Source organism: Pseudomonas sp. EA_65y_Pfl1_P113, from assembly GCF_963970525.1.
In the GTDB taxonomy this organism is placed as follows: Bacteria; Pseudomonadota; Gammaproteobacteria; order Pseudomonadales; family Pseudomonadaceae; genus Aquipseudomonas; species Aquipseudomonas tritici.
The window spans coordinates 45766-68890 of the sequence record NZ_CAXAQM010000001.1 but is presented as its reverse complement, the minus strand read 5'-3'; the positions used below and the strand labels follow the sequence as shown (position 1 = coordinate 68890).

The following is a 23125-nucleotide window of genomic DNA, read 5'->3' as shown; positions in this document are numbered from 1 at the left end:
TAGCTGAACACCACCACTCGCAATGCGTATTTCGGGAAAATGTTGTGTTTATTACTACATTTTTCCTTGAGTGATGCCTTGAAAAAAGGTATTTGTAGCTTAACTTGATAAAAGAACAAACATCATGCCTTCGATAACCGTAGAACCCTGCACCTTTGCCCTGTTTGGCGCCTTGGGTGATCTGGCGCTGCGCAAGTTATTTCCTGCCCTCTATCAACTCGATGGCGCCGGGCTGCTGCACGACGACACGCGCATCCTGGCCCTGGCCCGTGAAGCCGGTTCCGAGCAACAACACCTGGCCCATATCGAGCAAGCACTGCGCAAATACGTCGGCAAGGAACTGGACGAAGCCATCGCCCAGCGTTTCCTCGCGCGCCTGACTTACGTTCACGTTGACTTCATGAAGGCTGATGACTATGTGGTCCTGGCTGAAATCGCCGGCACCGAGCAGCGTCTGATCGCCTATTTCGCCACGCCTGCAGCAGTCTACGGCGCGATCTGCGAGAACCTGTCCAAGGTCGGCCTGGCGGAAAACACCCGCGTCGTGCTGGAAAAGCCGATCGGTTCGGACCTGGAGTCCTCGCGCAAGGTCAATGACGCCGTTGCGCAGTATTTTCCGGAAAACCGCACCTACCGCATCGACCACTATCTGGGCAAGGAAACCGTCCAGAACCTGATCGCGCTGCGTTTCGCCAACAGTCTGTTCGAAACCCAGTGGAACCAGAATTACATTTCCCACGTGGAAATCACCGTGGCTGAGCAGGTCGGTATCGAGGGCCGTTGGGGCTACTTCGACAAGGCCGGCCAACTGCGCGACATGATCCAGAACCACCTGTTGCAACTGCTCTGCCTGATCGCCATGGACCCGCCGGCCGACCTGTCCGCCGACAGCATCCGCGACGAGAAGGTCAAGGTGCTCAAGGCCCTGGCGCCAATCAGCCCGGACGGGCTGACCACCCAAGTGGTGCGCGGCCAGTACATTGCCGGCTACAGCGCCGGCAAGCCAGTGCCGGGTTACCTGGAAGAAGAGAACTCCAACACCCAGAGCGACACTGAAACTTTCGTCGCCCTGCGCGCCGATATCCGCAACTGGCGTTGGGCCGGCGTGCCGTTCTACCTGCGCACCGGCAAGCGCATGCCGCAGAAGTTGTCGCAGATTGTCATCCACTTCAAGGAACCGTCCCACTACATCTTCGCCCCCGAGCAGCGCTTGCAGATCAGCAACAAGCTGATCATCCGCCTGCAACCGGACGAAGGTATTTCCTTGCGCGTGATGACCAAGGAGCAGGGCCTGGACAAGGGCATGCAACTGCGCAGCGGCCCACTGCAACTGAATTTTTCCGACACCTACCGCAGCGCACGGATTCCCGATGCTTATGAGCGGTTGTTGCTTGAAGTAATGCGCGGCAATCAGAACCTGTTTGTTCGCAAAGATGAAATCGAAGCCGCGTGGAAGTGGTGTGACCAGCTGATCGCCGGGTGGAAAAAATCCGGTGATGCGCCCAAGCCGTACGCGGCGGGTTCCTGGGGGCCGATGAGCTCGATTGCACTGATCACGCGGGATGGGAGGTCGTGGTATGGCGATATCTGAATTGAAACTGCCTCAGGGTGTCAGCGCCCATGAATACCGTACGCCGGCCTTGTTGGCGGACGGTCTGGCCAATGACGTGGCCGAACAACTGCGCGGGGCTATCAGTGCCCGTGGCGAAGCGACCCTGGTCGTCTCCGGCGGGCGTAGCCCCGTGGCGTTTTTCCAGAACCTGGCCAAGCAAGGCCTGGACTGGTCCAAGGTCACGGTCACGCTGGCCGATGAGCGTTGGGTGCCGGTTGAGCACGCCGACAGCAATGCCGGCCTGTTGAAGCAACACCTGCTGCAGGGCCCGGCGGCCAAGGCCAGGTTCCTCAGCCTGTACAGCGCCGCAGCTAATCTTGAAGACGCTGCCGAGCAGGCTGATCGCCTGCTGGGCGAGTTGCCAGCCATCGATGTGCTGGTGCTCGGGATGGGCGATGACGGCCACACCGCATCGCTGTTCCCCAACAGCCCGAACCTGATTGAAGCCTTGCAGGCCGACGGTACCCGCCGTTGCTGGCCGATGCTGGCGCCGACCGTGCCACATCAGCGCCTGACCATGAGTCGCGCCCTGCTGGCCACTGCCCATTACACCGTCCTGTCGATTTCCGGCAGTTCGAAGTTGACCACCTTGAGCGCCGCGCTGGCCAGTGACGATGTCTCTGCCATGCCGATTCGCGCGTTTTTGCAACCTACATTAGAGATTTACTGGTGCCCATGAGCCAAGGATCAGCCGCTATGAAAAGCCCTCAACCGACCGTGTCCATGGCGGATAAAGTTGCCCTGATCGACAGCCTCTGCGCGAAGGCGCGGATCCTGCCGGTGATCACCATCGCCCGCGAACAGGACATCCTGCCGCTGGCCGATGCCTTGGCAGCCGGCGGTTTGACCGCATTGGAAGTGACCCTGCGTTCCGAGTTCGGCCTCAAGGCCATTCAGGTATTGCGCGAGCAACGCCCTGAACTGTGCACCGGTGCCGGCACTGTGCTGGATCGGCACATGCTCGAAGCGGCCGAAGTGGCGGGCTCGCAATTCATCGTCACCCCCGGCATTACCCGCGACCTGCTGGAAGCTTCGGTGCACAGCCCGATTCCGCTGCTGCCGGGCATCAGTAATGCGTCGGGCATCATGGAAGGTTATGGCCTGGGCTATCGCCGCTTCAAGCTGTTCCCCGCCGAAGTCAGCGGTGGCGTTGCTGCCATCAAGGCCCTCGGTGGCCCGTTTGGCGAAGTGAAATTCTGCCCGACTGGCGGCGTTAGCCCGGCCAATATCAAAAGCTACATGGCGTTGAAAAATGTGATGTGCGTGGGTGGCAGTTGGATGCTCGATCCTGAGTGGATCAAGAACGGCGACTGGGCCCGCATCCAGGAAGTCACCGCCGAAGCGCTGGCACTGTTGGATTGATCTGATTTATCGAATCGTTGTTGCTGTGCTTAACGGCATTTTTGCGGTGCACTTGGTCGGTGTGCCGCTTTTTTTTGCCTGCAGAAAACCTCAAGAACACTGATGTTCAGATGTGGGAACTGGCAAGCCAGCGCCCACATTTTTAATCTGCGTTCAGTTGGGTAATTGCTTGGACCAACACATTGATATCTGCCGATGAAGTCAGCAACCCCGGCGTCACCCGGATACAGGTGCCAAATGTTGCGCCGGTGCGGGTAGTGGTAAACAAGTCATAGTCCTTGAGTAGCCTATCCACCATCACCTGCTGATCCCGCCCGACAAACTTGAACGCCGTAATCCCGCAATACAGCCTCGGATCATCCGGTGTCAGCACTTCAATCCCCGGCAACGCCCGCACCTGGCTTACCCACCGATCCCGCAGGTAGTTCACCCGCGCACCCTTGGCCGCCGAGCCACCCAACTCCCGGTGCTCTTCAAACACCAACGGCAAGGTCATCAGCGCTGGAAAGTTCGGCGTGCTGTAGGACGTGCGTGCGCGTACGTCGGTAGCCGGGTAGTGAAACTCGCCCATGTCCGTGTCGATATCGCCCAGGCGCTCCGGGGCGATGTACAGAAAGCCCAGGGTCAACGGCGCGCCGATCCATTTGTGCAAGTTGAAGCCGGCAAACTGAATGCCCAATTCGGCGAGGTTGAACTCGATCTGGCCCAGCGCGTGGGCGCCATCCAGGATCACATCGATTTCATGCGCGCGCGCCGCCTGGGCAATCGCTGCAACGGGCATGACCAGCCCGGTGCGGTGGGTAACGTGGGTCAGCGCCATCATTTTGAGGCGTGGGTACTTAACGAACGCTTCGCGATAAGTGTGCACCAGACTGTCGAAACTGGCCGGGTGCGTGTGGGACAGTTCGATCACCTCCACGCCACGATAGCCTGCCAGCCAGCGCATGGCGCCTTTCACGGTGTCGTACTCCAGGTCACTGATGAGCACTTGATCGCCCGGTTGCAGGCGGTTGTAGTTGCGGATCAGCGATTGCAGGGCTTCAGTGGCGTTATGGGTAAAGGCCACTGACGCTGGGTCGACATCCATTAGCCCGGCCAACTGCCGACGAATCTCGACGTTTTCGCCTGTTTCGAACGTCTGACGCACATAGAGCGAGTTGCTGCGGTTGATAAACGCAACGTGTTCCAGATACTGCGTTTGCACCGCTTGGCTCATGTGGCCGAAGTAGCCGTTTTCCAGATTGATCGGGCCGGGTTCCAGGGCGTAGCGCTGGGCGATGGTCAGCCAGTGACGTTCGTTGTCTGCACTGCGTGGCATAGGGCGCTCTTAATGACGAGGGGCGGGTTTACCGTGTTTAGCGCGCAGCGGTTCAAGCAATTCAGACAATCCGTTGCTGTCAATTTCCTGCATCAATGCCAGCAACCCGCCCAATTCGCCGTGAGGGAAGCCTTCACGGGCAAACCAGTTCAGGTAGGGGCCTGGCAGGTCGGCGATGATCCGTCCCTTGTATTTGCCGAAGGGCATTTCGCGGGTGATCAGTAGTTCGAGTTTTTCGGGGTTCATGGGCGCTTCGTGAGGGTCAGTCGTAGCAGTGGAAAATACAGGCATTCTGCATGAAGGCCAAATGACAGATCATGCAAAAAACGCAAATACAGAAGGTTCAAGAATTTTTAAGCTGTTGATTTACAAAGATAAATAGTTTTTAAAGAAGCTGGCACGGACGCTGCAATTCTTATTGCAACCTTCTAACCTGCCAAAGGAATTGAAAAATGACTGACATCAATAAAGAATCCATCTCCGTACTCAACGACCTGATCGAGACCAGCATTGACGGTCAAAAAGGTTTCAAAGAGTGCGCTGAAGACATCAAGCACCCAGAACTCAAAGCACTGTTTGCCAAACGTTCCACCGATTGCGCGACAGCTGCAGCTGAACTGAAAACCGCCGTACGTGCCCTGGGTGGCGATCCGGAAGATTCCGGCAGTGTTTCTGGCGCCCTGCACCGCGGCTGGGTCGATGTTAAATCGATGGTGACTGGTAAAGACGAAGAAGCTGTGCTGAATGAGGCCGAGCGCGGTGAAGACCACGCACTGAAGGCTTATCGTGAAGCGATTGAGAAAATCAACAAGCACAACCTGCTGGGTATTCGTGATCTGGTTGAGCGTCAGTACCACGGCGTACAACGCAACCACGACCAAGTAAAAGCCCTGCGTAACCAGGCTCGCGCTCAGTCGTAAGCTTCGGGCTGTAAATGCTGTAAACAATGTGGGAGCGGGCTTGCTTGCGAATGCGGTTTTTCAGTCTCATCTTTATTGACTGAACTATCGCTTTCGCGGGCAAGCCCGCTCCCACATTTGTATTGCGTGAATCTTAAGATCTGGGTCAGCCGATGCTGATTGGCGGCAGCTCGGTCAAAGTAACAACCTGCTGCTTACGCGGCGCCAAAATCTCCGCCTCACCGTCCACCACCAATTCATCACGCTGGTTGAACACACGGGTGGCAATGCGTACACGAAACTTCGGCAACTTCTCGAGAATTTCCAGGCGCACGGTCAGGGTGTCGCCGATCTTCACTGGCTTCTGGAAGCTCATCTGCTGGCCAATGTAGATCGTGCCCGGCCCAGGCAACTCGCAAGCAACCGCCGCGCTGATCAGGGCGCCGCTGAACATGCCATGGGCGATACGCTCCTTGAACATGGTGGCCTTGGCGTATTCGGCGTCCAGGTGCACCGGGTTGTGGTCACCGGACATGGCGGCGAACAGCTGGATATCGCGCTCTTCCACCCGCTTGCTGTAGCTGGCGGTCTGGCCGACTTCGAGGGCTTCGTACGGGGTGTTGGTTACCTGGGTCATCTAAAGGTGCATCCTGTGGCTAATCGGTAATTTAATTGGCTGATTTTAAAAGGCTGATTTTCACAAAGAGGTCATTCGCAGCGAGTTGGCCTGCGTAATGTCAGGGCCTGGTCGAGCCACGTCAGCACATCCGCTGTAACGTGATCACGGTTGGTTTCATTGAACACTTCATGGCGCGCCTGCGGGTAGATATTCAGATGCAGGTGCTGGCAGCCGGCTTCACGCAACGCATGGGCCAGGCTTTTGAGACGCTTGCCTTCACTCACCGGATCACATTCGCCGCCCATCACCAGGATCGGCAGGCCCGGATCGATCTGCGCGAGATTGGACGCTTTGCTGATTTGCTGCAAGCCGCCGAGCAGGTCGATCCACAGTTGGTTGGTGCAGCGGAACCCACACAGCGGGTCATTGATGTAATTGTCAACTTCCGCCGGGTCACGGCTGAGCCAGTCGAAAGCGGTGCGATTGGGTTTGAACGCCTTGTTGAACGATCCAAACGACAGGAATTCGATCAGCGCACTGCGCCCGCGCAAACCCTGGCGCAAGCGTTCGGCCCGGGCAATCACGCGTGCGGCGCGATACAGCGCCACCGGCTGGAAATTCGAACCGCTGAGAATCACCCCATGCAGGCTGGCGCTATGGTGCAGCAAGTACGCCTGGGCGATATAACTGCCCATGCTGTGGCCCAGCAGAATGATCGGCAGCCCCGGCTGCTGTTGGCCGATATGCTGGTTGAGGCTGGCGAGGTCGCCCACCACTTTGTTCCAGCCGTCCTTTTCGGCGTAGAGGCCCAAGGAGCCTTCATCGGCAGTACGGCCATGGCCCCGCTGGTCCAGCGCATATAAACCGTAGCCGGCGCCGCACAAGGCTTCAGCCAGGCGTGCATAACGACCGCTGTGCTCGGCCATGCCATGGGACAGCATCACCACGGCCTTGGCGCAGCCGTCGGGCATCCATTGGTTGACGTACAGGCGGCTGCGGTCATTCGCGGTCAGCCAGAAGGTGCTGTGGTTCATGGCGGTTCCTTTGCTCACGTTCTGCTCAAGGTCTGCGTTGCAGTGTATAGCTCATCCCACGCAAGCGTCTGATCAGTGCGGGCACGTGTAGGAAGATTCACGCAATCAATGAAGCGCCGTCCTGTATTTGCCTGTTTGGCCATAGCTGCTAACGTCCCCAAAGCTCCGCTTTTTATCGCTGTACACTTTTGCAGCAGCAGCGGCCGGACACACTCAGGTAAGAGGACAAGAATAATGCAACCTGATTTCTGGAATGACAAACGCGCGGCGGGCGTTCCCAATGACATCGACCTGGGGGCCTACAAGTCGGTGATCGAAGTCTTCGAGCGCTCGTGCAAGACTTTTGCCGACCGTCCGGCATTCAGCAACATGGGCATCACCCTGACCTACGCCGAGCTTGAACGCCAGAGCGCGGCGTTTGCCGGCTACCTGCAACAGCACACCGACCTCAAGCCGGGCGAGCGTATCGCGGTACAAATGCCCAACGTGCTGCATTACCCGATTGCCGTGTTCGGCGCACTGCGCGCCGGGCTGATCGTGGTCAACACCAACCCGCTGTACACCCCGCGCGAGATGCGTCACCAGTTCAAGGACGCTGGCGTGCGGGCGCTGGTCTACCTCAACCTGTTCGGTTCGCGGGTGCAGGAAGTGTGCAGCGACACCGAGATCGACTACCTGATCGAAGCCAAGATGGGCGACTTCATGCCCGCCGCCAAGGGCTGGCTGGTCAATACCTTGGTCGATAAGGTCAAGAAGATGGTCCCGGCCTACAGTCTGCCGCGCGCCGTCTCCTTCAAGCGGGCGTTGCGCATGGGCTCGGGCCTGGGTCTTACCCGTCACCCGATGACCCTGGACGACATCGCCGTGCTGCAATACACCGGCGGCACCACCGGCCTGGCCAAGGGCGCGATGCTCACCCACGGCAACCTGGTGGCCAACATGCAACAGGTGCGCGCCTGCATGTCTCAGACCGGCGAGGACGGCCACCCGCTGATCAAGGAAGGGCAGGAGGTGATGATCGCGCCGCTGCCGCTGTACCACATCTATGCATTCACCGCGAACTGCATGTGCATGATGGTCTCCGGCAACCATAACGTGCTGATCACCAATCCACGGGACATCGGCGGCTTTATCAAAGAGCTGAAGAAGTGGCGGTTTACCGGGTTGTTGGGGCTAAACACGCTGTTTGTCGCGTTGATGGACCACCCGGACTTCAAGACCCTGGATTTCTCCCACCTCAAGCTCACCAACTCCGGCGGCACTGCGTTGATCAAGGCCACAGCTGAGCGTTGGGAGCAAATCACCGGCTGTGCGATTGGTGAGGGCTATGGCCTGACGGAAACCTCCCCGGTGGCCAGCACCAACCCGTACGGCAACAAATCCCGGCTGGGCACCGTGGGCATTCCGGTGCCGGCCACGGCGATGAAGGTGATTGATGATCAGGGCGTCGAGCTGCCGTTGGGCGAGCGCGGCGAGCTGTGCATCAAAGGCCCGCAGGTGATGAAGGGCTACTGGCAGCAACCGGCCGCCACCGCCGAGGCCTTGGACGCCGAGGGGTGGCTGAAGACCGGTGACATCGCGGTGATCGATGACGATGGCTTCGTGCGCATCGTCGACCGCAAGAAAGACCTGATCATCGTCTCGGGCTTCAACGTGTACCCCAACGAAATCGAAGACGTGGTGATGGCCCACCCGGCCGTGGCCAACTGCGCGGTGATCGGCGTGCCGGATGAGCGCACCGGGGAGGCGGTGAAGCTGTTTGTGGTGGCGCGCGCGGAGGGTGTGAGCCTTGAGGAGTTGAAGGCGTACTGCAAGATCAACTTCACGGGGTACAAAGTGCCTAAGCATATTGTGTTGCGCGAATCGTTGCCGATGACGCCGGTGGGGAAAATTCTGCGGCGTGAGCTGCGCGACATCGCCTGATTTGAAACAGGGTAAAAGATGCGGGAGCGGGCTTGCTCGCGAATGCGGTGGATCAGTCACCAAATGTATCGACTGAACCACTGCATTCGCGAGCAAGCCCGCTCCCACATTCTTATTTGTCGCTCTGTAGCGCGCATTCCAGAGCCATTTTCTAGCTTATAGAATCTTTGCTCTAAAAATGACCACTGGCTATTCTTGAGTCATGTTTATGACCGTAGGGCCCTCGTTTGGCTCTAGGCGGCCCTTGGCAAAGCTGCTACTCTCGGCGCGCTTTGTGACGTCTCGGCCTGCTTTAAAGCGCCAGATTCACCTAAAAACACACACCAATAATAATTGCATCAAATGCGATGATGAATTCGCGTCGCTGAGGAGTGGGCTTCCATGAACGAAGACTTTTGGAAGGATAAGTACCCCGCCGGGATTGCTGCAGAAATCAATCCAGACGAGTATCCGAATATTCAGGCGGTACTGAAGCAGTCCTGCCAGCGCTTCGCCAACAAACCGGCTTTCAGCAACCTGGGCAAGACAATCACCTACGGTGAATTGTACGAACTGTCCGGCGCCTTCGCCGCCTACCTGCAACAGCATACCGACTTGAAGCCCGGCGATCGAATCGCCGTGCAACTGCCCAACGTCCTGCAATACCCGGTCGCGGTGTTCGGCGCCATCCGTGCCGGCCTGATCGTGGTCAACACCAACCCGCTGTACACCGCGCGGGAAATGGAACACCAATTCAACGACTCCGGTGCCAAGGCCCTGATCTGCCTGGCCAACATGGCGCACCTGGCGGAAAAGGTCGTGCCCAAGACCGCCGTCAAACATGTGATCGTCACCGAAGTCGCCGACCTGTTGCCGCCGCTCAAGCGTCTGCTGATCAACAGCGTCATCAAGTACGTTAAGAAAATGGTCCCGGCTTACCACTTGCCACAGGCGATCAAGTTCAACGACGTACTCGCCAAGGGCCATGGCCAGGCGGTCAACGAAGTCAGCCCGGCCAGCAGTGATGTGGCCGTGCTGCAATACACCGGCGGTACCACCGGCGTGGCCAAGGGCGCGATGCTCACCCACCGCAACCTGGTCGCCAACATGCTGCAATGCAAGGCGCTGATGGGCTCCAACCTCAACGAAGGCTGCGAGATCCTCATCACGCCGCTGCCGCTTTACCACATCTATGCGTTCACCTTTCATTGCATGGCGATGATGCTGATCGGTAACCACAACATCCTGATCAGCAACCCGCGTGACCTGCCGGCGATGGTCAAGGAACTGTCGAAGTGGAAGTTCAGCGGCTTTGTCGGCCTGAATACCCTGTTCGTGGCGCTGTGCAACAACGAAGCGTTCCGCAAGCTGGACTTCTCTGCGCTGAAAGTCACCTTGTCGGGCGGTATGGCCCTGCAACTGGCGGCGGCCGAGCGTTGGAAGGCCGTGACCGGCTGTGGCATCTGCGAAGGTTACGGCATGACCGAAACCAGCCCGGTGGCGACGGTGAACCCGATCCAGCATATCCAGCTCGGTACCATCGGGATTCCGGTGCCGTCCACTGTGTGTAAAGTCATTTCCGACGACGGCACCGAGCTGGCGCTGGGCGAAACCGGCGAGCTGTGCGTCAAGGGCCCGCAAGTCATGAAGGGTTACTGGCAGCGCCAGGACGCCACCGACGAGATGCTCGACAGCGAAGGTTGGCTGAAGACCGGCGACATCGCGATCATCCAGCCCGACGGCTACATGCGCATTGTCGACCGCAAGAAGGACATGATCCTGGTCTCGGGCTTCAACGTGTACCCCAACGAGCTCGAAGACGTACTGGCGGGCCTGCCGGGCGTGCTGCAGTGCGCAGCCATCGGCGTGCCGGACGAGAAGTCCGGGGAGCACATCAAGCTGTTTATCGTGGTCAAGCCGGGCGCAACCCTGACCAAGGAGCAGGTGATGGAGCATATGCGCGCCAACGTCACCGCCTACAAAGTGCCCAAGGCGGTGGAGTTCCGTGATGCGTTGCCGACCACCAACGTGGGCAAGATCCTGCGGCGTGAATTGCGCGATGAAGAGTTGAAGAAGCTCGGTCTGAAAAAGTAACCCATAAAAAACCCCGCAAATGCGGGGTTTTTATTGGGCTATCGCAGGCAAGCCTGCTCCACATTTTTAATCCGGTGTTTACAGGGCGAACGGGGCGAAGCTCACGCCTGCACCCGCCGGGCGCACGTCCTTCAAGAACGAATCCTTATCCGCACTCAGCTCCAGGGTGATCTCCGGGCTACGCTTGCCCGCATTACGCACCACCAGGCCTTCGACCTTCTCACGCAAAAACACCGTCGGCACCTTCAGGTGCAGCAACTGGTCAGTCTCGGCGTTGTGCATCAACAAGTGAATCCACTCGTACTGGCCCACGGCGATACGGCCCAGCGGCAGGTCGAACCACCAGATGTTGCGTTTCTGGTCCAGTTCGGTGAAGTGGCAGTTGTTGACGCCGAGTACGGCACCGCCCAGTTCAGTGTTTCTGCGGGCGATAGCCTGTGCTTTATTGAGTTTCATAACCTTCCTACGGGATCTGTTATTCAGCGTTGTAGCCTGAATGTGCCGGGCATTCTCGTGGGTTGGCCACAAAACATAAAGCCCAACCTGCGGATGGCGATGAAATGCACAGGCAAAAATAATTGAAACTCTGCCAAACCGCCTCGGGTCAATCTTTACGTGATGACCAAAAACCATCGATTGTTCCAGGAGAAATACCATGAGCAGCACATCGGATAAGGTAAAAGGTGTAGCGAACGAAGTGGCCGGCAACGTGAAGCAAGGTGTCGGTAAAGTGACTGGCGACGACAAACTGCGCGCTGAAGGTCTGGTACAAGAAAAGAAAGGCGAAGTGCAGAAAGCGGTCGGCGATACCAAAGACGCTGTGAAAAAAGCGACCCAGTAATTTCGAATCGCTGGCTGGCTTTACGCAGCCCGACGGCCATCCACGGATGGCCGTTTTTGTATCCGCCGTTGCAACTAAACTTTCGAAATTGTTTCAAAGTCGCCAAATGGGCTACTTTGATGTAGAAAACGGCCCCTGAGTCGCCCACGAACTCAACCTTTTGCGGCGAAAGGAGACGCTATGCTTTTTCCGGTATTACAAGGCCTCAAACTGCACAAAGTGCTGGTGCGCACCGTCACGGAATTCGTCGATGACGAGATGCCCACCTACGCCTCGGCGCTGGCCTACCAGATGCTGTTCTCGCTGTTTCCCTTTCTGCTGTTCCTGATCGCGCTGATCGGTTTCCTGCACCTGCCGGATTTCTTCTCCTGGCTGCGCCTGCAGTCGGAGCTGGTGTTGCCGCCCCAGGCGCTGGAGCAGGTCAACCCGGTCATCGACCAGTTGCAGCAATCCAAGGGTGGCCTGCTGTCCGTGGGTATCGTGATCGCGCTGTGGACGGCTTCGGCCGGCGTGCGCCTGATGATGAGTGCGATGAACGCCGCCTACGACGTGGTTGAAGGCCGGCCGATCTGGAAGCGTTTCCCGCTGTCGATTCTCTATACCATCGGTATTGCCGGCATGCTGTTGGCCGCCGCCGCGCTGATGGTGCTTGGCCCGCAGGTGATGGAGTGGATCGCCGCGCAGATCGGCATGCAGGAATTCGTGGTCACCCTGTGGACCATCCTGCGCTGGCCGCTGATCGTGATCCTGCTGATGTTCGCCGTGGCCCTCATGTACTACGTGATGCCCGACGTCGAGCAGGAATTCCGTTTTATCACGCCAGGCTCGGTGCTGGCGGTGGTGGTGTGGATCGTCGCGTCCCTGGGCTTTGGCTATTACGTCAAAACCTTTGCCGACTACAACGCCATGTATGGCAGTATCGGCGCAATTATCGTGCTGCTCCTGTACTTCTATATTTCCGCCGCGGTGCTGCTGCTGGGTGCGGAGATGAATGCAGTGATCGAACACATGTCCGCCGAAGGTAAGGAACCGGGTGAAAAAGAGTTTGATGCGCCGGCTCATACCACTGAAAAACAGCACGTCTCAGGCCTCGGCCGGGACCATTCCAAGCCCACCCCTGACGAAGTCTGATCGATGATCCGTGAAATCCTGAAAATGGGCGACGAGCGCCTGCTGCGTATCGCGCCGCCGGTTCCGCCGGAAATGTTCGACAGCCCCGAGCTGTGGCAATTGATCGATGACATGTTCCAGACCATGGAGCATGTGGGTGGCGTCGGCCTGGCCGCACCGCAGATTGGTGTCGACCTGCAATTGGTGATCTTTGGTTTCGAGTCCAGCGAACGCTACCCGGACGCGCCGCCGGTGCCGCAGACCATCCTGATCAACCCGCTGATCACACCACTGAGCCCAGCGCTGGAGGAGGGCTACGAAGGTTGCCTGTCTGTGCCGGGCCTGCGTGGCGCGGTGAGCCGTTACCAGCAGATTCGCTACGAGGGCTTCGATCCGAAGGGTGAGCCTATCGTGCGTTTTGCCGATGGTTTTCATGCGCGGGTGGTGCAGCATGAGTGCGATCACTTGATCGGCCGTTTGTACCCGTCACGGGTTACGGATTTCAGTAAGTTCGGGTTTATTGACGTGATGTTCCCGGAGCTCGAGCCCACTGCTGACGAATAGCTTTCAGATCCAATGAGGTCCAAATGTGGGAGCGAGCAAGCCCGCTTCCACTTTGAGCCTGCGTTCTGCTCAGGTTATTTAGCAGGCTTTACGAGCCGCAACGTCCTCCCATCCTTTTTCTTCAGGTTTTCTTCGGATGTGCGTGCGTAAGCACTGCTGCTTGCGGCCTGCACGGCGGCGATGGATGGCGATAGCCGTCGCGGGCGCTGTTGGCCGGGTCGCGCCAACTGCCGGCGAGCACGTTCTGGTATTGCTTGGCGCTGATCGGTGCCTCGGCTGCCTGGCTCAAGACCGGAGCGAGCAGGGCGGTGAGGGAGAGAACTGCAAGCGTCGTGTTCATGATCATCCTGTAAAGCGCCACTGTGCCACCGAGGCTAGCATGGGGCTCGCAGGCGCTGATCACACATTATCCGGGGTCGACGTCACCAAACGATCCAAGCCCATCGCGATCATGGGTTTGTTGCGTTTGTAGCGCACCAACCGCTCGCTAAGCGATTGCGGCAGCAGCGTGTCCTGAGTGAATCCCATGCGCTGGTATAGCCCTTCCAGATCCGGATGACACAACAACCAAACGGTTCCCTCGCAAGCAGTCAGCGCCGTAAGAATCAATCGCGCCGCCAACCCCTGGCCGCGATACGCGGGTGCCACACACACACCGCTCAACCACTGCCCACCCACCACCGGCGTGAGGCACAGCCCCGCGACGATCTCACCCTCCCGGGCCACCCACAAACGCCCGCCCTTGAGCGCCTTCATCGGCGAATTATGGCTGCGGTAAAACTTGTTCAGCAGCGGCCACAACGGCTCTGCCAGCGGTTCGATGTGTAATTCGGGCATGGTGTTCAGGCAGCGTTATCAAGGGCTGGGGATTATAAGCGCCTTCTACGTCGTAATAGGTGGTATACCCAGTGCTACATCCCCTGTTCAGTGGAGCACGCATCATGGCCAAAGGTATGGATTCAAAGAAAGCCGCGAAGAAAAAACCGGCAAAGACCGCCGATGAAAAACGCGCTGACAAGAAAGCCAAGAAAACCGAGACAGGTCTGTTCGGTCACTGAGACCCGTTTTTGAATGAACTCAGCTTTCGGGGGATTCGGCGGCCAGCGAGGCAATCACTGCTGGCCGCTCACCGACCCGCTGCTCAAATGCCGCCAGCGCCGGCCACTCGCTCAGATCAATCGCGTGAAAGGCCGCCCAGCGCAGCACCACGAACAGGTACGCATCCGCGACTGAGAACTGCGAACCCAGCAAGTAATCCTGGCGTTCCAGCGTCTGCACCAGCACCGCAAAACGCTTGAACAGCGTCGCCTGGAACATGGCTCGCACCTCGCCCTGAATCGCATCATTGAAGAACACCGCCAACCCACCATGCACTTCGGTGGCGATAAAATTCAGCCATTCCTGCAAACGCACACGCTCCCAGCGGCCATTGGCCGGCGCTAGATTTGCTGTGGGTTTCAGGTCAGCCAGATACTGCAGGATCGCGCTGGCTTCGGTCAGCACCTGGCCGTTGTCCAGTTTCAGCGCTGCAACGTAGCCCTTGGGGTTGATCTGCAGGAAGTCTTCGCCGTCGGCGGTGGTCTTGGCCTGGTTATCGACCCGCACCAGGTCGAACGGCAACGCCAGTTCGCGCAGCACGATATGCGGTGCGAGAGAGCAGGCGTGGGGGAAGAAATACAGTTTCATCTTGAACAGCTCCGTTGAATTTGCGCCAGTCTCGCGGGCATGGCACCGTGCGTAAAATTAAACCTTCAGCCCCCTGCCATAAGGACAGCGAATGCCATGATGAACCTGATGCACTGGCGCCTGCTGGTGGCCGTGGCCGATCACGGCAGCATCACTGCCGCCGCCGAGCGCGTCGGTATGACTCAATCCGCCGCCAGCCAGGCCATGGCCGGCATGGAGGCGACCCTGGGCGCGCAGCTGTTTACCCGTGCACCACGCAAGACCTTGCCCACCGCCCTGGGCTTGAGTGTGATCGAACAGGCGCGGGTGATGCTCAAAGCCTTGCAGACCATTCGCAGCACCGTGGATGAAGCCCGCCCAATGCTGCGCGGGACGATTCGTATCGCCAGTTTTCCCATGGTGCTGGCCAGGTTCCTGACGCCGTTGTTGCAGCGCTTTGCCCAGCTTTATCCGGGGATCGAGGTGACCACCCTGGATGTCACCGACAATGAAGTGCTCACCTTGCTCGACGCGGAGTTGATCGACCTGGGTGTCGTGCTCAACCCCAAGCCCGAGCGCAATGCCACGGTACTGGGCCGGGACTTCTGGATGGCCGTGCTACCGGTGGCCCATGCGCTGGCGCAACGCCCGGCCGATGCCAGTGTGTCGCTTGAGGCGTTACTTGAGCAGCCGTTCGTGCTCGCCACCGGTGGGTGTACCGCGAATGCGCGCAGCCTGGGCGCCGCAGCGGGGCTGACGCTGCGCGATATCCGCGTGGAAGTGCGCGAATGGAACAGCGCGTTCAGCCTGGTGCGCGAGGGCGTGGGCGTTACGCTGGTGCCGGAAATGGCTCTGCCGGCCCAGCGCAAAGGCTTGCGCGTGATGCCGCTGACGGTGCCGCTGCACCGTGAGTTTGCCTTGGTCGGCTCGCCCACCCGTGACCCTTCAGCCGCTGCCCGCGCTTTATTAGAAATGCTGGCTGATTAGTGGCCTTGCATAGTGCCTAGCCCTGTCTATGCTCACCCATAACCGTTGATGACGCTTGGCAGATAAAGCGATTTGGATGGTTATTCCCCATGAAGGTGTACCAGCACTACCCAACATATGAATGGAACGCGCCTTCCGTGCGCCGGGAATCCAGGGTGATCTGACCATGTTCAACCGCCATCACAAATCCGACCTGCTTGAAATCCAACGCTTTTCCTGCGCACTTACCGAAACCAACGCCAAACTCGCGGCCATCAGCCGCTCCATGGCCATGATCGAGTTCGACGCCAGTGGCGTGATCCTCGACGCCAACGACAACTTCTGCAAAACCATGGGCTACAGCGCCGAGGAGATTCGCGGCAAGCATCACCGCCTCTTTTGCGACGAGGCCTACACCCACACCGACGGTTACGCCAAGCTATGGCGCGACTTGGCGCGGGGCGAGGCGCTGAGTGGCACCTTCATGCGCTTGAACAAGCACGGCCAGGAGGTGTGGCTGGAAGCCAGCTACATGCCGGTGCTGGACAAGGACAATCAGGTGCAGAGCGTGATCAAAGTCGCGTCGGATATTTCTGCGCGGGTTCACCACGAACATGAAAACCAGAGCCTGATCGACGCCATCGGCCGTTCCATGGCAGTCATCGAGTTCACGCCTCAGGGCCAGATTCTCAATGCCAACGAAAACTTCCTGAAGACCGTGCAGTATTCCCTGGATGAAATCGTCGGCCAGCACCACAGCATGTTCTGCCACCGCAACGAAGTGGAGTCGCCGGCCTACACTGCATTCTGGGCTTCCCTCAATCGCGGTGAATACCATTCACACCGCTTCGAGCGCAAAAACAAATACGGCAAGACCCTGTTCCTGGAAGCCTCCTACAACCCGATCTTCGACCCCAATGGCCGCTTGTACAAAGTGGTGAAGTTCGCGAGCGACATTACCGACCAGGTCACCACCCTGCGCACCGCTGCCGACTCGGCCCACGCCACCTCGGTGCAAAACGATGCCTGCGCGCGCAAGGGCTCGGAGGTGGTGCAGCAAACCGTGCAGATCATCGAACAGATTTCCCACGACTTGAACCAGGCCGCCGAGAGCATTGATGCGGTCAACAAGCAGTCGGACATCATCGGCGCCATCGTCCAGACCATCAGCGGCATTGCCGAGCAAACCAATATGCTCGCGCTGAACGCTGCGATTGAAGCAGCGCGGGCCGGTGAGCAAGGGCGCGGCTTTGCAGTGGTGGCCGACGAAGTGCGCAGCCTCGCGGCGCGCACCAGCCAAGCGACGGTGGAGATAGTGGGTGTGGTGCGCAAGAACCACGACCTGTCGCTGAGCGCGGTGTCGAGCATGCAATCGAGCTTGAGCCGCACGGGGCTCGGGGTGGAGCTGGCAAATGAAGCGGGGCAGGTGATCCTGGAGATTCAGGAAGGGTCACGGCATGTGGTGGATGCGATCGGGCAGTTCAACTCGACCCTACAACTTCAGTAACACTGAGCAGGCTTGTAGTGAGCGGGCGGTGCGACGACTCGACAAGCCCGCTCATTACAGGTCGAACAAGATTAGATCGCGGCCAAGGTTTCTTTCACGGTTTGCGCCTGAGGCTCAGCCGTCTTCGCCGCTATCTGCTGCTCTTGTTGCTGCTTCAAACGGTCAGCCACTTGCTTGGAAATAGCGTCCTGCTTTTCCTGCGACATGTTCTGCACATCCGCCTCGGTCAAACCCTGTTCCTTGAGCAATTGCTCACGGATACGCTCGGCCGGCGTCTTGCTCATGTAGTCGGTAAAATCCGCCCGCGCGCCGGAGGTAGCGCTGGTCGCCGGCACATCGGAGGCCGAAGCGGAGGCCTGCAGTTGCACGCGGGTCTTGGCGAAGGCCTCGTCGATACGGTCGGTGGCCTTGTCCAGTTCCTTTTGCGCGGCCGGCATGGTCACGCTTTGCTGCGTCGCCTGCAGGGCACCGCTGTACAGCGCGCTGGCAGCGGCGTTGGCAGGGTCCATATCAGGCCGTTTGATCTGTTGAACGGTCGACACGGCTTGGGTGTTGTTGTTAACCAGCATGATCGGTCACCTGTGGAGTGTTCGGTGCCACAGCTGGAGCAAATAGCGTGCCGGGTGCGAAGCGCCCGGTTTTATTGGGGATGATGTCGCCGCCGCGGCAAGTAGTGTCCCGCAGGCGGCCAACCGTTGCCGTCAATGGGCGATATTTTCCAATGCCAAGTTACGCGTACGCGGCCCGAACCAACTGATGGTGATCATCACGATCAACATGCTGCTGGCAATAAACGCCAACACCCCTGGCGTGCCCAGGTGTTCAAGGATAAAACCGATCAACAGGCTGCTGAATACCGTGGACAAGCGGCTGAACGAATAACAGAACCCCACCGCCCGCGCGCGGATGTTGGTGGGGAACAGCTCGCTCTGGTACGAGTGATAGCTGAAGCTCAGCCAGGCATTGCAGAACGTGATCATCACCCCGCAGATCACCAGCCCCACCGCCGTGGTTTGCAGCGCGAACAGGCTGCCGAAGATCACCGCGCCCATGGCTGAGCCGACGATCTGCCATTTGTTTTCAAAGCGGTTGGCCACTTTCACAAACAGCAACGGCCCCAGCGGGTAGGCGAGTGTGATGATAAAAGCGTAGAGCAAGCTGTGGGTCACGCTGACGCCCTGGCCCGAAAGCAGCGCCGGCAACCAATTGCCAAAGCCGAAAAAGCCGATGGCCTGAAACACATGAAACACAATCAGCATCAACGCGCGGCGACGGTACGGCGGTTGCCAGATATCGGCAAAACGGCCACTGCCCTGAACGCTGACGGCTTGCGGCTCGGGCTCCTCCAGCGGTTTGCCGTGATCTTTCTGACAGCGCGCCTCCAGGTTATCCATGATCGCACCGGCTTCTTCGAAGCGGCCCTTTTGCGCGAGCCAGCGGGGTGATTCCGGCAGGCGTTTGCGAAGTTGCCAGATAAACAACGCAAACACCGCGCTCGACAGTACCACCCAGCGCCAGCCGGACACGCCGAACGGCGCTTGCGGCACCAGCCACCACGACATCAATGCCACGGCCGGCACTGACAGAAATTGGATAGAAAACGCGAAGGCAAACGCCGAGCTGCGCATGCGCTTGGGCACCAGTTCCGAGAGGTAGGCGTCGATGGTCACCAGCTCAATGCCCAGGCCAATCCCCACCAGAAAACGCATGCAGATGATGCCCACGGCGGAGGTCTGGATACCCATTAACACGGTGGCGACGGTGTACCAGATCAGCGCAAAGGTGAAGATCGCCCGCCGACCGTAGCGGTCGGCGATGGGGCTGAGCAGGCTGGCGCCGAGGAACAGGCCAAGGAAGGTTACCGAGGCGAACGCGGCTTGGTCGGAGAAACCGAATACGCCCGCGCTGCCGGTATGGAAAATCCCGTCGCTGATCAAGCCGGGGCTGATATAGGCGGTCTGGAACAGGTCATACAGCTCGAAAAAGCCGCCAATCGACAGCAGTGCCACCAGGCGCCAGACCGTCGCAACGGCGGGCAGGCGGTCGATGCGCGCGCTGATATGGGCTGCACGGAGGGGGTCGATGCCGTCGGCGGCAGAGGCGGTGAGTGTGGACATGGGAGGAGATTCCAGGGGCAGTGACCTGGAATCTTAGCGGGCTAACGGAAATCGGTGCTTGTGAAGTTGTGCATGTTTGGCTGCATATTCACCGATTTATTGCGCCAAAACTTCATATTTAAAGGTTTATGGCGCAGAGCCTCCGTAGGCTATGGGTATTTCAAACGTCTGGAAGGCGTCGTCCACCGGTTGGTAACCCAGCACGCGTGTGGTTTCGCTCAGGTCCAAGCGCTTGAAGCGGTTATTGGATATGCCATGGGCGATCAGGTGCTTCACGCCTTCAGCCTCTACCGAACGCTGCAGCAACTGCACCGCATCACGCGGGCTGAGCCAGGCGCTGAGGTCGCGGGCGTTGTTCAGGTCGTGGGTTTCGGGGAATTCAAAGGCGCCGATGCGCAGGGCGATCGTCGAAAGTGGCGTTTTGGCTGCGTAGTAACCACACAGCGCTTCGCCATAGCATTTGCTCACGCCATACAGGTTGGCGGGCATGACCTGCATGCCAGGCGTGATCTGGCGGTCTACCGGGTAGCCTTCGATGGTCTGGGCGCTGCTGGCGAACACCAGGCGTTTTACCCCGGCGGCCACGGCGGCTTCGAACAGGTAGGTGGTGGCGAGGATATTGTTGGGCAGCAATTCGTCGAATGAGGCGCTGGCGTGCGGAATACCTGACAGGTGCACGATAACCTCGATGCCGTCGAGCAGGGCGACCAGGCTGGATGGGTCGCTGAGGTCGGCGTGCACAAAACGGTGCTCGGCCAGGTCGAAATTCGGCGCGATACGGTCCGTGAGGGTGAAACGGTAGCGGTCTTTCGAGGCTTCGAAAAACGTCTTGCCGATTCTGCCGCAGGCGCCAGTGAGCAGTACGTTGAGGCCTTTCACGGTGGAGTCCTTATTTTAGTTATGGCCGTCAAGTGCGAAAGTCTGGAAGCCTTTGTGCTGGCTCAGCCGCTGATAGTACGCGGCAATAGCCGGGTAGGGCGGGCGTGCCATAGGCGTCATCTGCCAGCGGTGCACCGACAGCCCGATCAGGATGTCGGCGAGGGTGAATTCATCACCGGCCACGTAAGCGTTTGTGCGAACGAGCTGTTGTTCCAGAATGCCCATCTTGTCGTTCCAGACCTGCACAGCAGCGGCGATCTGCGCGGCGTCCAGACCATCCGGGTTATTACGCACCAAGGCCGTGAACGCATCGCCCCAGGCGCGGTTGAGTTCGATGGCTTGCCAGTCTATCCATTGCTCGACCCGGGCCCGCGGCGCAGGTTCGGCGGGCAGCAGGTCATGCCGTTGGTAGAGGTTCACGAGGTAGCGGCAGATGGTATTGGACTCCCACAGCACGCCGTGGTCGTCGATCAGTACGGGTATTTGAGCGTTGGGGTTCAAGGCGAGGAATTCAGCGGACTGAGTGGGCTTGAAGCCGATGCCCCAGTCTTCGCGCTGGTAGTCGATGCCCAGTTCCTGGCAGGTCCATAGCACTTTGCGCACGTTGATGGAGGACGTGCGGCCGAGGATTTTCAGTGAGTGTCCCATGGTGCTTCCCTTGCGATGGAGAGCAGCCAATCTAGCAGGGGCAGGAAGCTACGGCGATATTTCAACGCGGGCACGGTAAAAAATGTGGGAGCTGGCTTGCCTGCGATAGCGGTGTGCCAGGCAATGAAGTGTCAGCTGACCTACCGCCATCGCAGGCAAGCCACAGTGGAGGGTGTGCTGCATTACAGGTCAGGTACTCTCCCGCACCTGCAATTCAAACCCCATATCCACCACCGGCTTGGCGATCTTGTTACCCGCCATGATCGTCAGCAAATGCTCCGCCGAACGCCGGCCAATCGCTTCACGCGGCGTGCTGATGCTGCTCAGGCGCGGCACCATATAGGACGAGGCGGGCAGGTCGTTGAAACCCAGCACCGCGACGCGCTCCGGCACCTTGATGCCATGGCGCATGGCTTCCAGCAGCGCGCCTTGGGCCAGGTCGTCGTTGCCAAAGAAGATCGCATCCACATCCGGATGGGCGGCCAACAGTTGCAAAAACAGCTCGCCACCCAAGCCAACCGAAGAGGGCCGCGGTGTCAGCAATTCCAGCGCCGGGTCATACAGGCCGGCCTGTTGCAGCGCCCGGCGGAAACCTTCGCCACGCAGCAAGGTGCGTTGGTCCAGTTGCGCGCCGATATACGCCAATCGTTTGTACCCACGGGACAGCAAATGCGCTGCCGCCGTTTCACCCGCCGCCAGCTGCGAGAAACCCACGCAGTTCACGCCGGCATTCGGGTCCAGGTCCATCATGTACACGCAGGGCACGTTGCTGGCCTCGACCATCCGTCGGGCGCTTTCGGTGCGATCGAACCCGGTGAGTAGCAATCCACGTGGCTGGTAGGCCATGTAGTTGCGCAGCAGGTTTTCTTCTTCATCACGCGAATAGTGGAAGTTACCGATCAACACTTCAAAGCCCTTGGGCCGCAGCACCTGGTGGATGGCTTCGAGGGTTTCGATGAACAGCAGGTTGGACAGCGACGGCACCAACACCACCACCGAATGGCTCTGGGCCGAGGCCAGGGCGCGGGCGGCGGGGTTGACCACGTAGTTGAGTTCGGCGGCGGCCCGCTGCACTTTTTCCACCAACTCGGTGGCGACGGTGCTGATGCCACGCAGGGCGCGCGACGCGGTAATCGGGCTGACGCCGGCCAGGCGGGCGACTTCGTTAAGGGTCGGGCGACCCGTAGTGCGCAATTTTTTATCGTTCTTAGAGGTCATCAGGCGGCTTGCCAAACAAAAATCGAGGCACTAAGGTAGCGCTGTCTCCAAACGGCTGCAAATGCTTGAACGTTGGGTTGCCTGATCCCGTTCGAATGATTGAAGCGGATGCACGCGTCACTCCATAAAAAAAGACAAGACGGCGCGGGAAAAGCCTGTTTTTGCACTAGCCTTACAGCGTGCAAAGGTAGCGCTATCTGCGTCCTGAGGTGTTTCATGAGTCAACCTGTTACCGCCCTGGTTATCATGGGTGTTGCCGGCTGTGGCAAGACCAGCGTCAGCGAGGCCCTGTGCCGGCTGAACGGCGCCACTGCCATTGAAGGCGACAGCTTTCACCCCGCCGCGAATATCGAAAAGATGAGCGCCGGCCACCCCCTCGACGACGACGACCGCGCCGGCTGGCTCGACATCCTGTGCGATGAACTGCGCCGTTCGCTCAAGGCAGGCGAGCACCCGGTGCTCACCTGCTCCTCACTCAAGAAAAAATACCGCGACCACCTGCGCGAAGCCGCGCCGGGCCTGGGGTTTGTCTTTTTGGAGCTGACCCGCGAAGTGGCCGCCGACCGCGTGTCGCATCGCCCCGGCCATTTCATGCCGGCCAGCCTGATCGACAGCCAGTTCGCTACCCTCGAATCGCCGATAGGCGAACCGCTGACCCTGGCCCTCAACGCCAGCGAAGACAGCATCGAGGAACTGGCCGAGCAGACCAACACCTGGTGGCTGCAACACGGCTTTGAACCAACCCGATAATTTTTTGCCGGAAAGATAGC

Annotated in this window: 24 protein-coding genes and 2 pseudogenes; 13 read left to right on the top strand and 13 right to left on the bottom strand. The window is 59.1% G+C overall.

Features of this window, described 5'->3' with window-relative positions:
* Positions 1 to 124: 124 nt before the first annotated feature.
* Genes zwf through AACY52_RS00340 form a run of 3 tightly spaced genes read left to right on the top strand, consistent with a single transcriptional unit; the run spans position 125 to position 2974 of the window.
* Positions 125 to 1591, top strand: coding sequence for a glucose-6-phosphate dehydrogenase (zwf, locus tag AACY52_RS00350; RefSeq protein ID WP_339455862.1), 1467 nt, complete (start codon positions 125 to 127; stop codon positions 1589 to 1591).
* Complete coding sequence (gene pgl / locus AACY52_RS00345; protein WP_339417107.1) at positions 1578 to 2291, top strand: 6-phosphogluconolactonase; 714 nt, start codon at positions 1578 to 1580, stop codon at positions 2289 to 2291. The genes zwf and pgl overlap by 14 nt, the downstream gene beginning before the upstream one ends.
* A 17-nt stretch (positions 2292 to 2308) precedes the next feature.
* Positions 2309 to 2974 (top strand): bifunctional 4-hydroxy-2-oxoglutarate aldolase/2-dehydro-3-deoxy-phosphogluconate aldolase, encoded by a 666-nt coding sequence (locus AACY52_RS00340; RefSeq protein WP_065873545.1) that lies wholly within the window; start codon positions 2309 to 2311, stop codon positions 2972 to 2974.
* A 142-nt stretch (positions 2975 to 3116) separates the two neighbouring features.
* On the opposite strand, the gene AACY52_RS00335 is transcribed toward AACY52_RS00340, so the two are convergent.
* Entirely contained in the window at positions 3117 to 4292 is a 1176-nt protein-coding gene (locus AACY52_RS00335) for an aminotransferase class V-fold PLP-dependent enzyme (protein ID WP_339560155.1), read from the bottom strand.
* A gap of 9 nt (positions 4293 to 4301) precedes the next feature.
* The gene (locus tag AACY52_RS00330) at positions 4302 to 4538 is read right to left on the bottom strand and encodes a DUF3820 family protein (protein WP_010208204.1); all 237 of its coding nucleotides are present in this window, start codon (positions 4536 to 4538) and stop codon (positions 4302 to 4304) included.
* Between the two features lie 206 nt (positions 4539 to 4744).
* On the opposite strand from AACY52_RS00330, the gene AACY52_RS00325 reads away from it, so the two are divergent.
* Entirely contained in the window at positions 4745 to 5212 is a 468-nt protein-coding gene (locus AACY52_RS00325; RefSeq protein WP_339417105.1) for a PA2169 family four-helix-bundle protein, read from the top strand.
* A 145-nt stretch (positions 5213 to 5357) separates the two neighbouring features.
* Here the strand turns inward: AACY52_RS00325 and AACY52_RS00320 are convergent, their stop codons facing one another.
* Positions 5358 to 5828, bottom strand: a complete 471-nt coding sequence (locus AACY52_RS00320; RefSeq protein ID WP_339417104.1) for a MaoC family dehydratase — start codon at positions 5826 to 5828, stop codon at positions 5358 to 5360.
* A 71-nt stretch (positions 5829 to 5899) separates the two neighbouring features.
* A complete protein-coding gene (locus AACY52_RS00315; RefSeq protein ID WP_339417103.1) occupies positions 5900 to 6844 on the bottom strand; it encodes an alpha/beta hydrolase in 945 nt (314 codons plus the stop codon).
* Positions 6845 to 7078: 234 nt separating this feature from the next.
* Here AACY52_RS00315 and fadD2 point away from each other — a divergent pair, with 234 nt between their 5' ends.
* Both fadD2 and fadD1 read left to right on the top strand, forming a co-directional pair.
* Positions 7079 to 8767, top strand: a complete 1689-nt coding sequence (gene fadD2, locus AACY52_RS00310) for a long-chain-fatty-acid--CoA ligase FadD2 (RefSeq protein WP_339417102.1) — start codon at positions 7079 to 7081, stop codon at positions 8765 to 8767.
* A gap of 381 nt (positions 8768 to 9148) precedes the next feature.
* Positions 9149 to 10840 (top strand): long-chain-fatty-acid--CoA ligase FadD1, encoded by a 1692-nt coding sequence (gene fadD1 / locus AACY52_RS00305; protein WP_065873541.1) that lies wholly within the window; start codon positions 9149 to 9151, stop codon positions 10838 to 10840.
* A 78-nt stretch (positions 10841 to 10918) separates the two neighbouring features.
* On the opposite strand, the gene AACY52_RS00300 is transcribed toward fadD1, so the two are convergent.
* Positions 10919 to 11296, bottom strand: coding sequence for a hypothetical protein (locus AACY52_RS00300; protein WP_339417100.1), 378 nt, complete (start codon positions 11294 to 11296; stop codon positions 10919 to 10921).
* Positions 11297 to 11495: 199 nt separating this feature from the next.
* Here AACY52_RS00300 and AACY52_RS00295 point away from each other — a divergent pair, with 199 nt between their 5' ends.
* The 3 genes from AACY52_RS00295 (at position 11496) to def (ending at position 13355) form a co-directional block, all read left to right on the top strand.
* Complete coding sequence (locus AACY52_RS00295) at positions 11496 to 11681, top strand: CsbD family protein (protein WP_339417098.1); 186 nt, start codon at positions 11496 to 11498, stop codon at positions 11679 to 11681.
* Positions 11682 to 11861: 180 nt separating this feature from the next.
* Entirely contained in the window at positions 11862 to 12812 is a 951-nt protein-coding gene (locus AACY52_RS00290) for a YihY/virulence factor BrkB family protein (protein ID WP_339417097.1), read from the top strand.
* A 3-nt stretch (positions 12813 to 12815) separates the two neighbouring features.
* On the top strand, positions 12816 to 13355 hold the full coding sequence (def, locus tag AACY52_RS00285; protein WP_339417096.1) for a peptide deformylase: 540 nt from the start codon (positions 12816 to 12818) through the stop codon (positions 13353 to 13355).
* 113 nt (positions 13356 to 13468) lie between these two features.
* On the opposite strand, the pseudogene AACY52_RS00280 reads toward def, so the two are convergent.
* The 3 genes and pseudogenes from AACY52_RS00280 to gstA all read right to left on the bottom strand — a co-directional run.
* Positions 13469 to 13695, bottom strand: a pseudogene (locus AACY52_RS00280) (methyltransferase); the annotation flags it as partial.
* A gap of 59 nt (positions 13696 to 13754) precedes the next feature.
* The gene (locus AACY52_RS00275) at positions 13755 to 14192 is read right to left on the bottom strand and encodes a GNAT family N-acetyltransferase (protein ID WP_339417094.1); all 438 of its coding nucleotides are present in this window, start codon (positions 14190 to 14192) and stop codon (positions 13755 to 13757) included.
* 240 nt (positions 14193 to 14432) lie between these two features.
* Positions 14433 to 15041, bottom strand: a complete 609-nt coding sequence (gene gstA / locus AACY52_RS00270; protein ID WP_339417092.1) for a glutathione transferase GstA — start codon at positions 15039 to 15041, stop codon at positions 14433 to 14435.
* A 96-nt stretch (positions 15042 to 15137) separates the two neighbouring features.
* Here gstA and AACY52_RS00265 point away from each other — a divergent pair, with 96 nt between their 5' ends.
* The 3 genes and pseudogenes from AACY52_RS00265 (at position 15138) to AACY52_RS32085 (ending at position 17493) form a co-directional block, all read left to right on the top strand.
* On the top strand, positions 15138 to 16007 hold the full coding sequence (locus tag AACY52_RS00265; RefSeq protein ID WP_339417090.1) for a LysR family transcriptional regulator: 870 nt from the start codon (positions 15138 to 15140) through the stop codon (positions 16005 to 16007).
* Between the two features lie 121 nt (positions 16008 to 16128).
* Positions 16129 to 16950: pseudogene (locus AACY52_RS32090) on the top strand (PAS domain-containing protein); the annotation flags it as partial.
* Complete coding sequence (locus AACY52_RS32085; protein WP_370467999.1) at positions 16924 to 17493, top strand: methyl-accepting chemotaxis protein; 570 nt, start codon at positions 16924 to 16926, stop codon at positions 17491 to 17493. The pseudogene AACY52_RS32090 and the gene AACY52_RS32085, both read left to right, overlap by 27 nt.
* A 71-nt stretch (positions 17494 to 17564) precedes the next feature.
* Here AACY52_RS32085 and AACY52_RS00255 read toward each other — a convergent pair whose 3' ends face one another.
* The 5 genes from AACY52_RS00255 to AACY52_RS00235 all read right to left on the bottom strand — a co-directional run bounded on the left by AACY52_RS00255 (position 17565) and on the right by AACY52_RS00235 (position 22358).
* A complete protein-coding gene (locus AACY52_RS00255; protein ID WP_339417088.1) occupies positions 17565 to 18062 on the bottom strand; it encodes a hypothetical protein in 498 nt (165 codons plus the stop codon).
* A 132-nt stretch (positions 18063 to 18194) separates the two neighbouring features.
* Positions 18195 to 19610 carry an MFS transporter gene (locus AACY52_RS00250; RefSeq protein ID WP_339417087.1) on the bottom strand — a complete coding sequence of 472 codons (1416 nt, stop codon included), beginning with the start codon at positions 19608 to 19610 and terminating at the stop codon, positions 18195 to 18197.
* Positions 19611 to 19736: 126 nt separating this feature from the next.
* Positions 19737 to 20489 (bottom strand): NAD(P)-dependent oxidoreductase, encoded by a 753-nt coding sequence (locus AACY52_RS00245; protein ID WP_339417086.1) that lies wholly within the window; start codon positions 20487 to 20489, stop codon positions 19737 to 19739.
* Between the two features lie 15 nt (positions 20490 to 20504).
* On the bottom strand, positions 20505 to 21137 hold the full coding sequence (locus tag AACY52_RS00240) for a glutathione S-transferase family protein (RefSeq protein ID WP_339427465.1): 633 nt from the start codon (positions 21135 to 21137) through the stop codon (positions 20505 to 20507).
* 189 nt (positions 21138 to 21326) lie between these two features.
* Positions 21327 to 22358 carry a LacI family DNA-binding transcriptional regulator gene (locus AACY52_RS00235; RefSeq protein ID WP_339417329.1) on the bottom strand — a complete coding sequence of 344 codons (1032 nt, stop codon included), beginning with the start codon at positions 22356 to 22358 and terminating at the stop codon, positions 21327 to 21329.
* Between the two features lie 213 nt (positions 22359 to 22571).
* Between AACY52_RS00235 and AACY52_RS00230 the strand changes: the two genes are divergently transcribed.
* Positions 22572 to 23105: a gluconokinase gene (locus AACY52_RS00230; RefSeq protein ID WP_339427464.1), complete on the top strand. Its 534-nt coding sequence runs from the start codon at positions 22572 to 22574 to the stop codon at positions 23103 to 23105.
* Positions 23106 to 23125 lie beyond the last annotated feature (20 nt).

Bases quoted from the DNA above. Each gene is read 5' to 3' on its own strand.
- AACY52_RS00320 (WP_339417104.1), bottom strand. From the start codon at position 5,828: ATGACCCAGGTAACCAACACCCCGTACGAAGCCCTCGAAGTCGGCCAG.
- AACY52_RS00230 (WP_339427464.1), top strand. From the start codon at position 22,572: ATGAGTCAACCTGTTACCGCCCTGGTTATCATGGGTGTTGCCGGCTGT.
- fadD1 (WP_065873541.1), top strand. From the start codon at position 9,149: ATGAACGAAGACTTTTGGAAGGATAAGTACCCCGCCGGGATTGCTGCA.
- fadD2 (WP_339417102.1), top strand. From the start codon at position 7,079: ATGCAACCTGATTTCTGGAATGACAAACGCGCGGCGGGCGTTCCCAAT.
- AACY52_RS00330 (WP_010208204.1), bottom strand. From the start codon at position 4,538: ATGAACCCCGAAAAACTCGAACTACTGATCACCCGCGAAATGCCCTTC.
- AACY52_RS00315 (WP_339417103.1), bottom strand. From the start codon at position 6,844: ATGAACCACAGCACCTTCTGGCTGACCGCGAATGACCGCAGCCGCCTG.
- AACY52_RS00325 (WP_339417105.1), top strand. From the start codon at position 4,745: ATGACTGACATCAATAAAGAATCCATCTCCGTACTCAACGACCTGATC.
- AACY52_RS00250 (WP_339417087.1), bottom strand. From the start codon at position 19,610: ATGTCCACACTCACCGCCTCTGCCGCCGACGGCATCGACCCCCTCCGT.
- def (WP_339417096.1), top strand. From the start codon at position 12,816: ATGATCCGTGAAATCCTGAAAATGGGCGACGAGCGCCTGCTGCGTATC.
- AACY52_RS00265 (WP_339417090.1), top strand. From the start codon at position 15,138: ATGATGAACCTGATGCACTGGCGCCTGCTGGTGGCCGTGGCCGATCAC.
- AACY52_RS00340 (WP_065873545.1), top strand. From the start codon at position 2,309: ATGAAAAGCCCTCAACCGACCGTGTCCATGGCGGATAAAGTTGCCCTG.
- AACY52_RS00240 (WP_339427465.1), bottom strand. From the start codon at position 21,137: ATGGGACACTCACTGAAAATCCTCGGCCGCACGTCCTCCATCAACGTG.
- AACY52_RS00295 (WP_339417098.1), top strand. From the start codon at position 11,496: ATGAGCAGCACATCGGATAAGGTAAAAGGTGTAGCGAACGAAGTGGCC.
- AACY52_RS00335 (WP_339560155.1), bottom strand. From the start codon at position 4,292: ATGCCACGCAGTGCAGACAACGAACGTCACTGGCTGACCATCGCCCAG.
- gstA (WP_339417092.1), bottom strand. From the start codon at position 15,041: ATGAAACTGTATTTCTTCCCCCACGCCTGCTCTCTCGCACCGCATATC.
- pgl (WP_339417107.1), top strand. From the start codon at position 1,578: ATGGCGATATCTGAATTGAAACTGCCTCAGGGTGTCAGCGCCCATGAA.
- AACY52_RS00300 (WP_339417100.1), bottom strand. From the start codon at position 11,296: ATGAAACTCAATAAAGCACAGGCTATCGCCCGCAGAAACACTGAACTG.
- AACY52_RS00290 (WP_339417097.1), top strand. From the start codon at position 11,862: ATGCTTTTTCCGGTATTACAAGGCCTCAAACTGCACAAAGTGCTGGTG.
- zwf (WP_339455862.1), top strand. From the start codon at position 125: ATGCCTTCGATAACCGTAGAACCCTGCACCTTTGCCCTGTTTGGCGCC.
- AACY52_RS00255 (WP_339417088.1), bottom strand. From the start codon at position 18,062: ATGCTGGTTAACAACAACACCCAAGCCGTGTCGACCGTTCAACAGATC.
- AACY52_RS00275 (WP_339417094.1), bottom strand. From the start codon at position 14,192: ATGCCCGAATTACACATCGAACCGCTGGCAGAGCCGTTGTGGCCGCTG.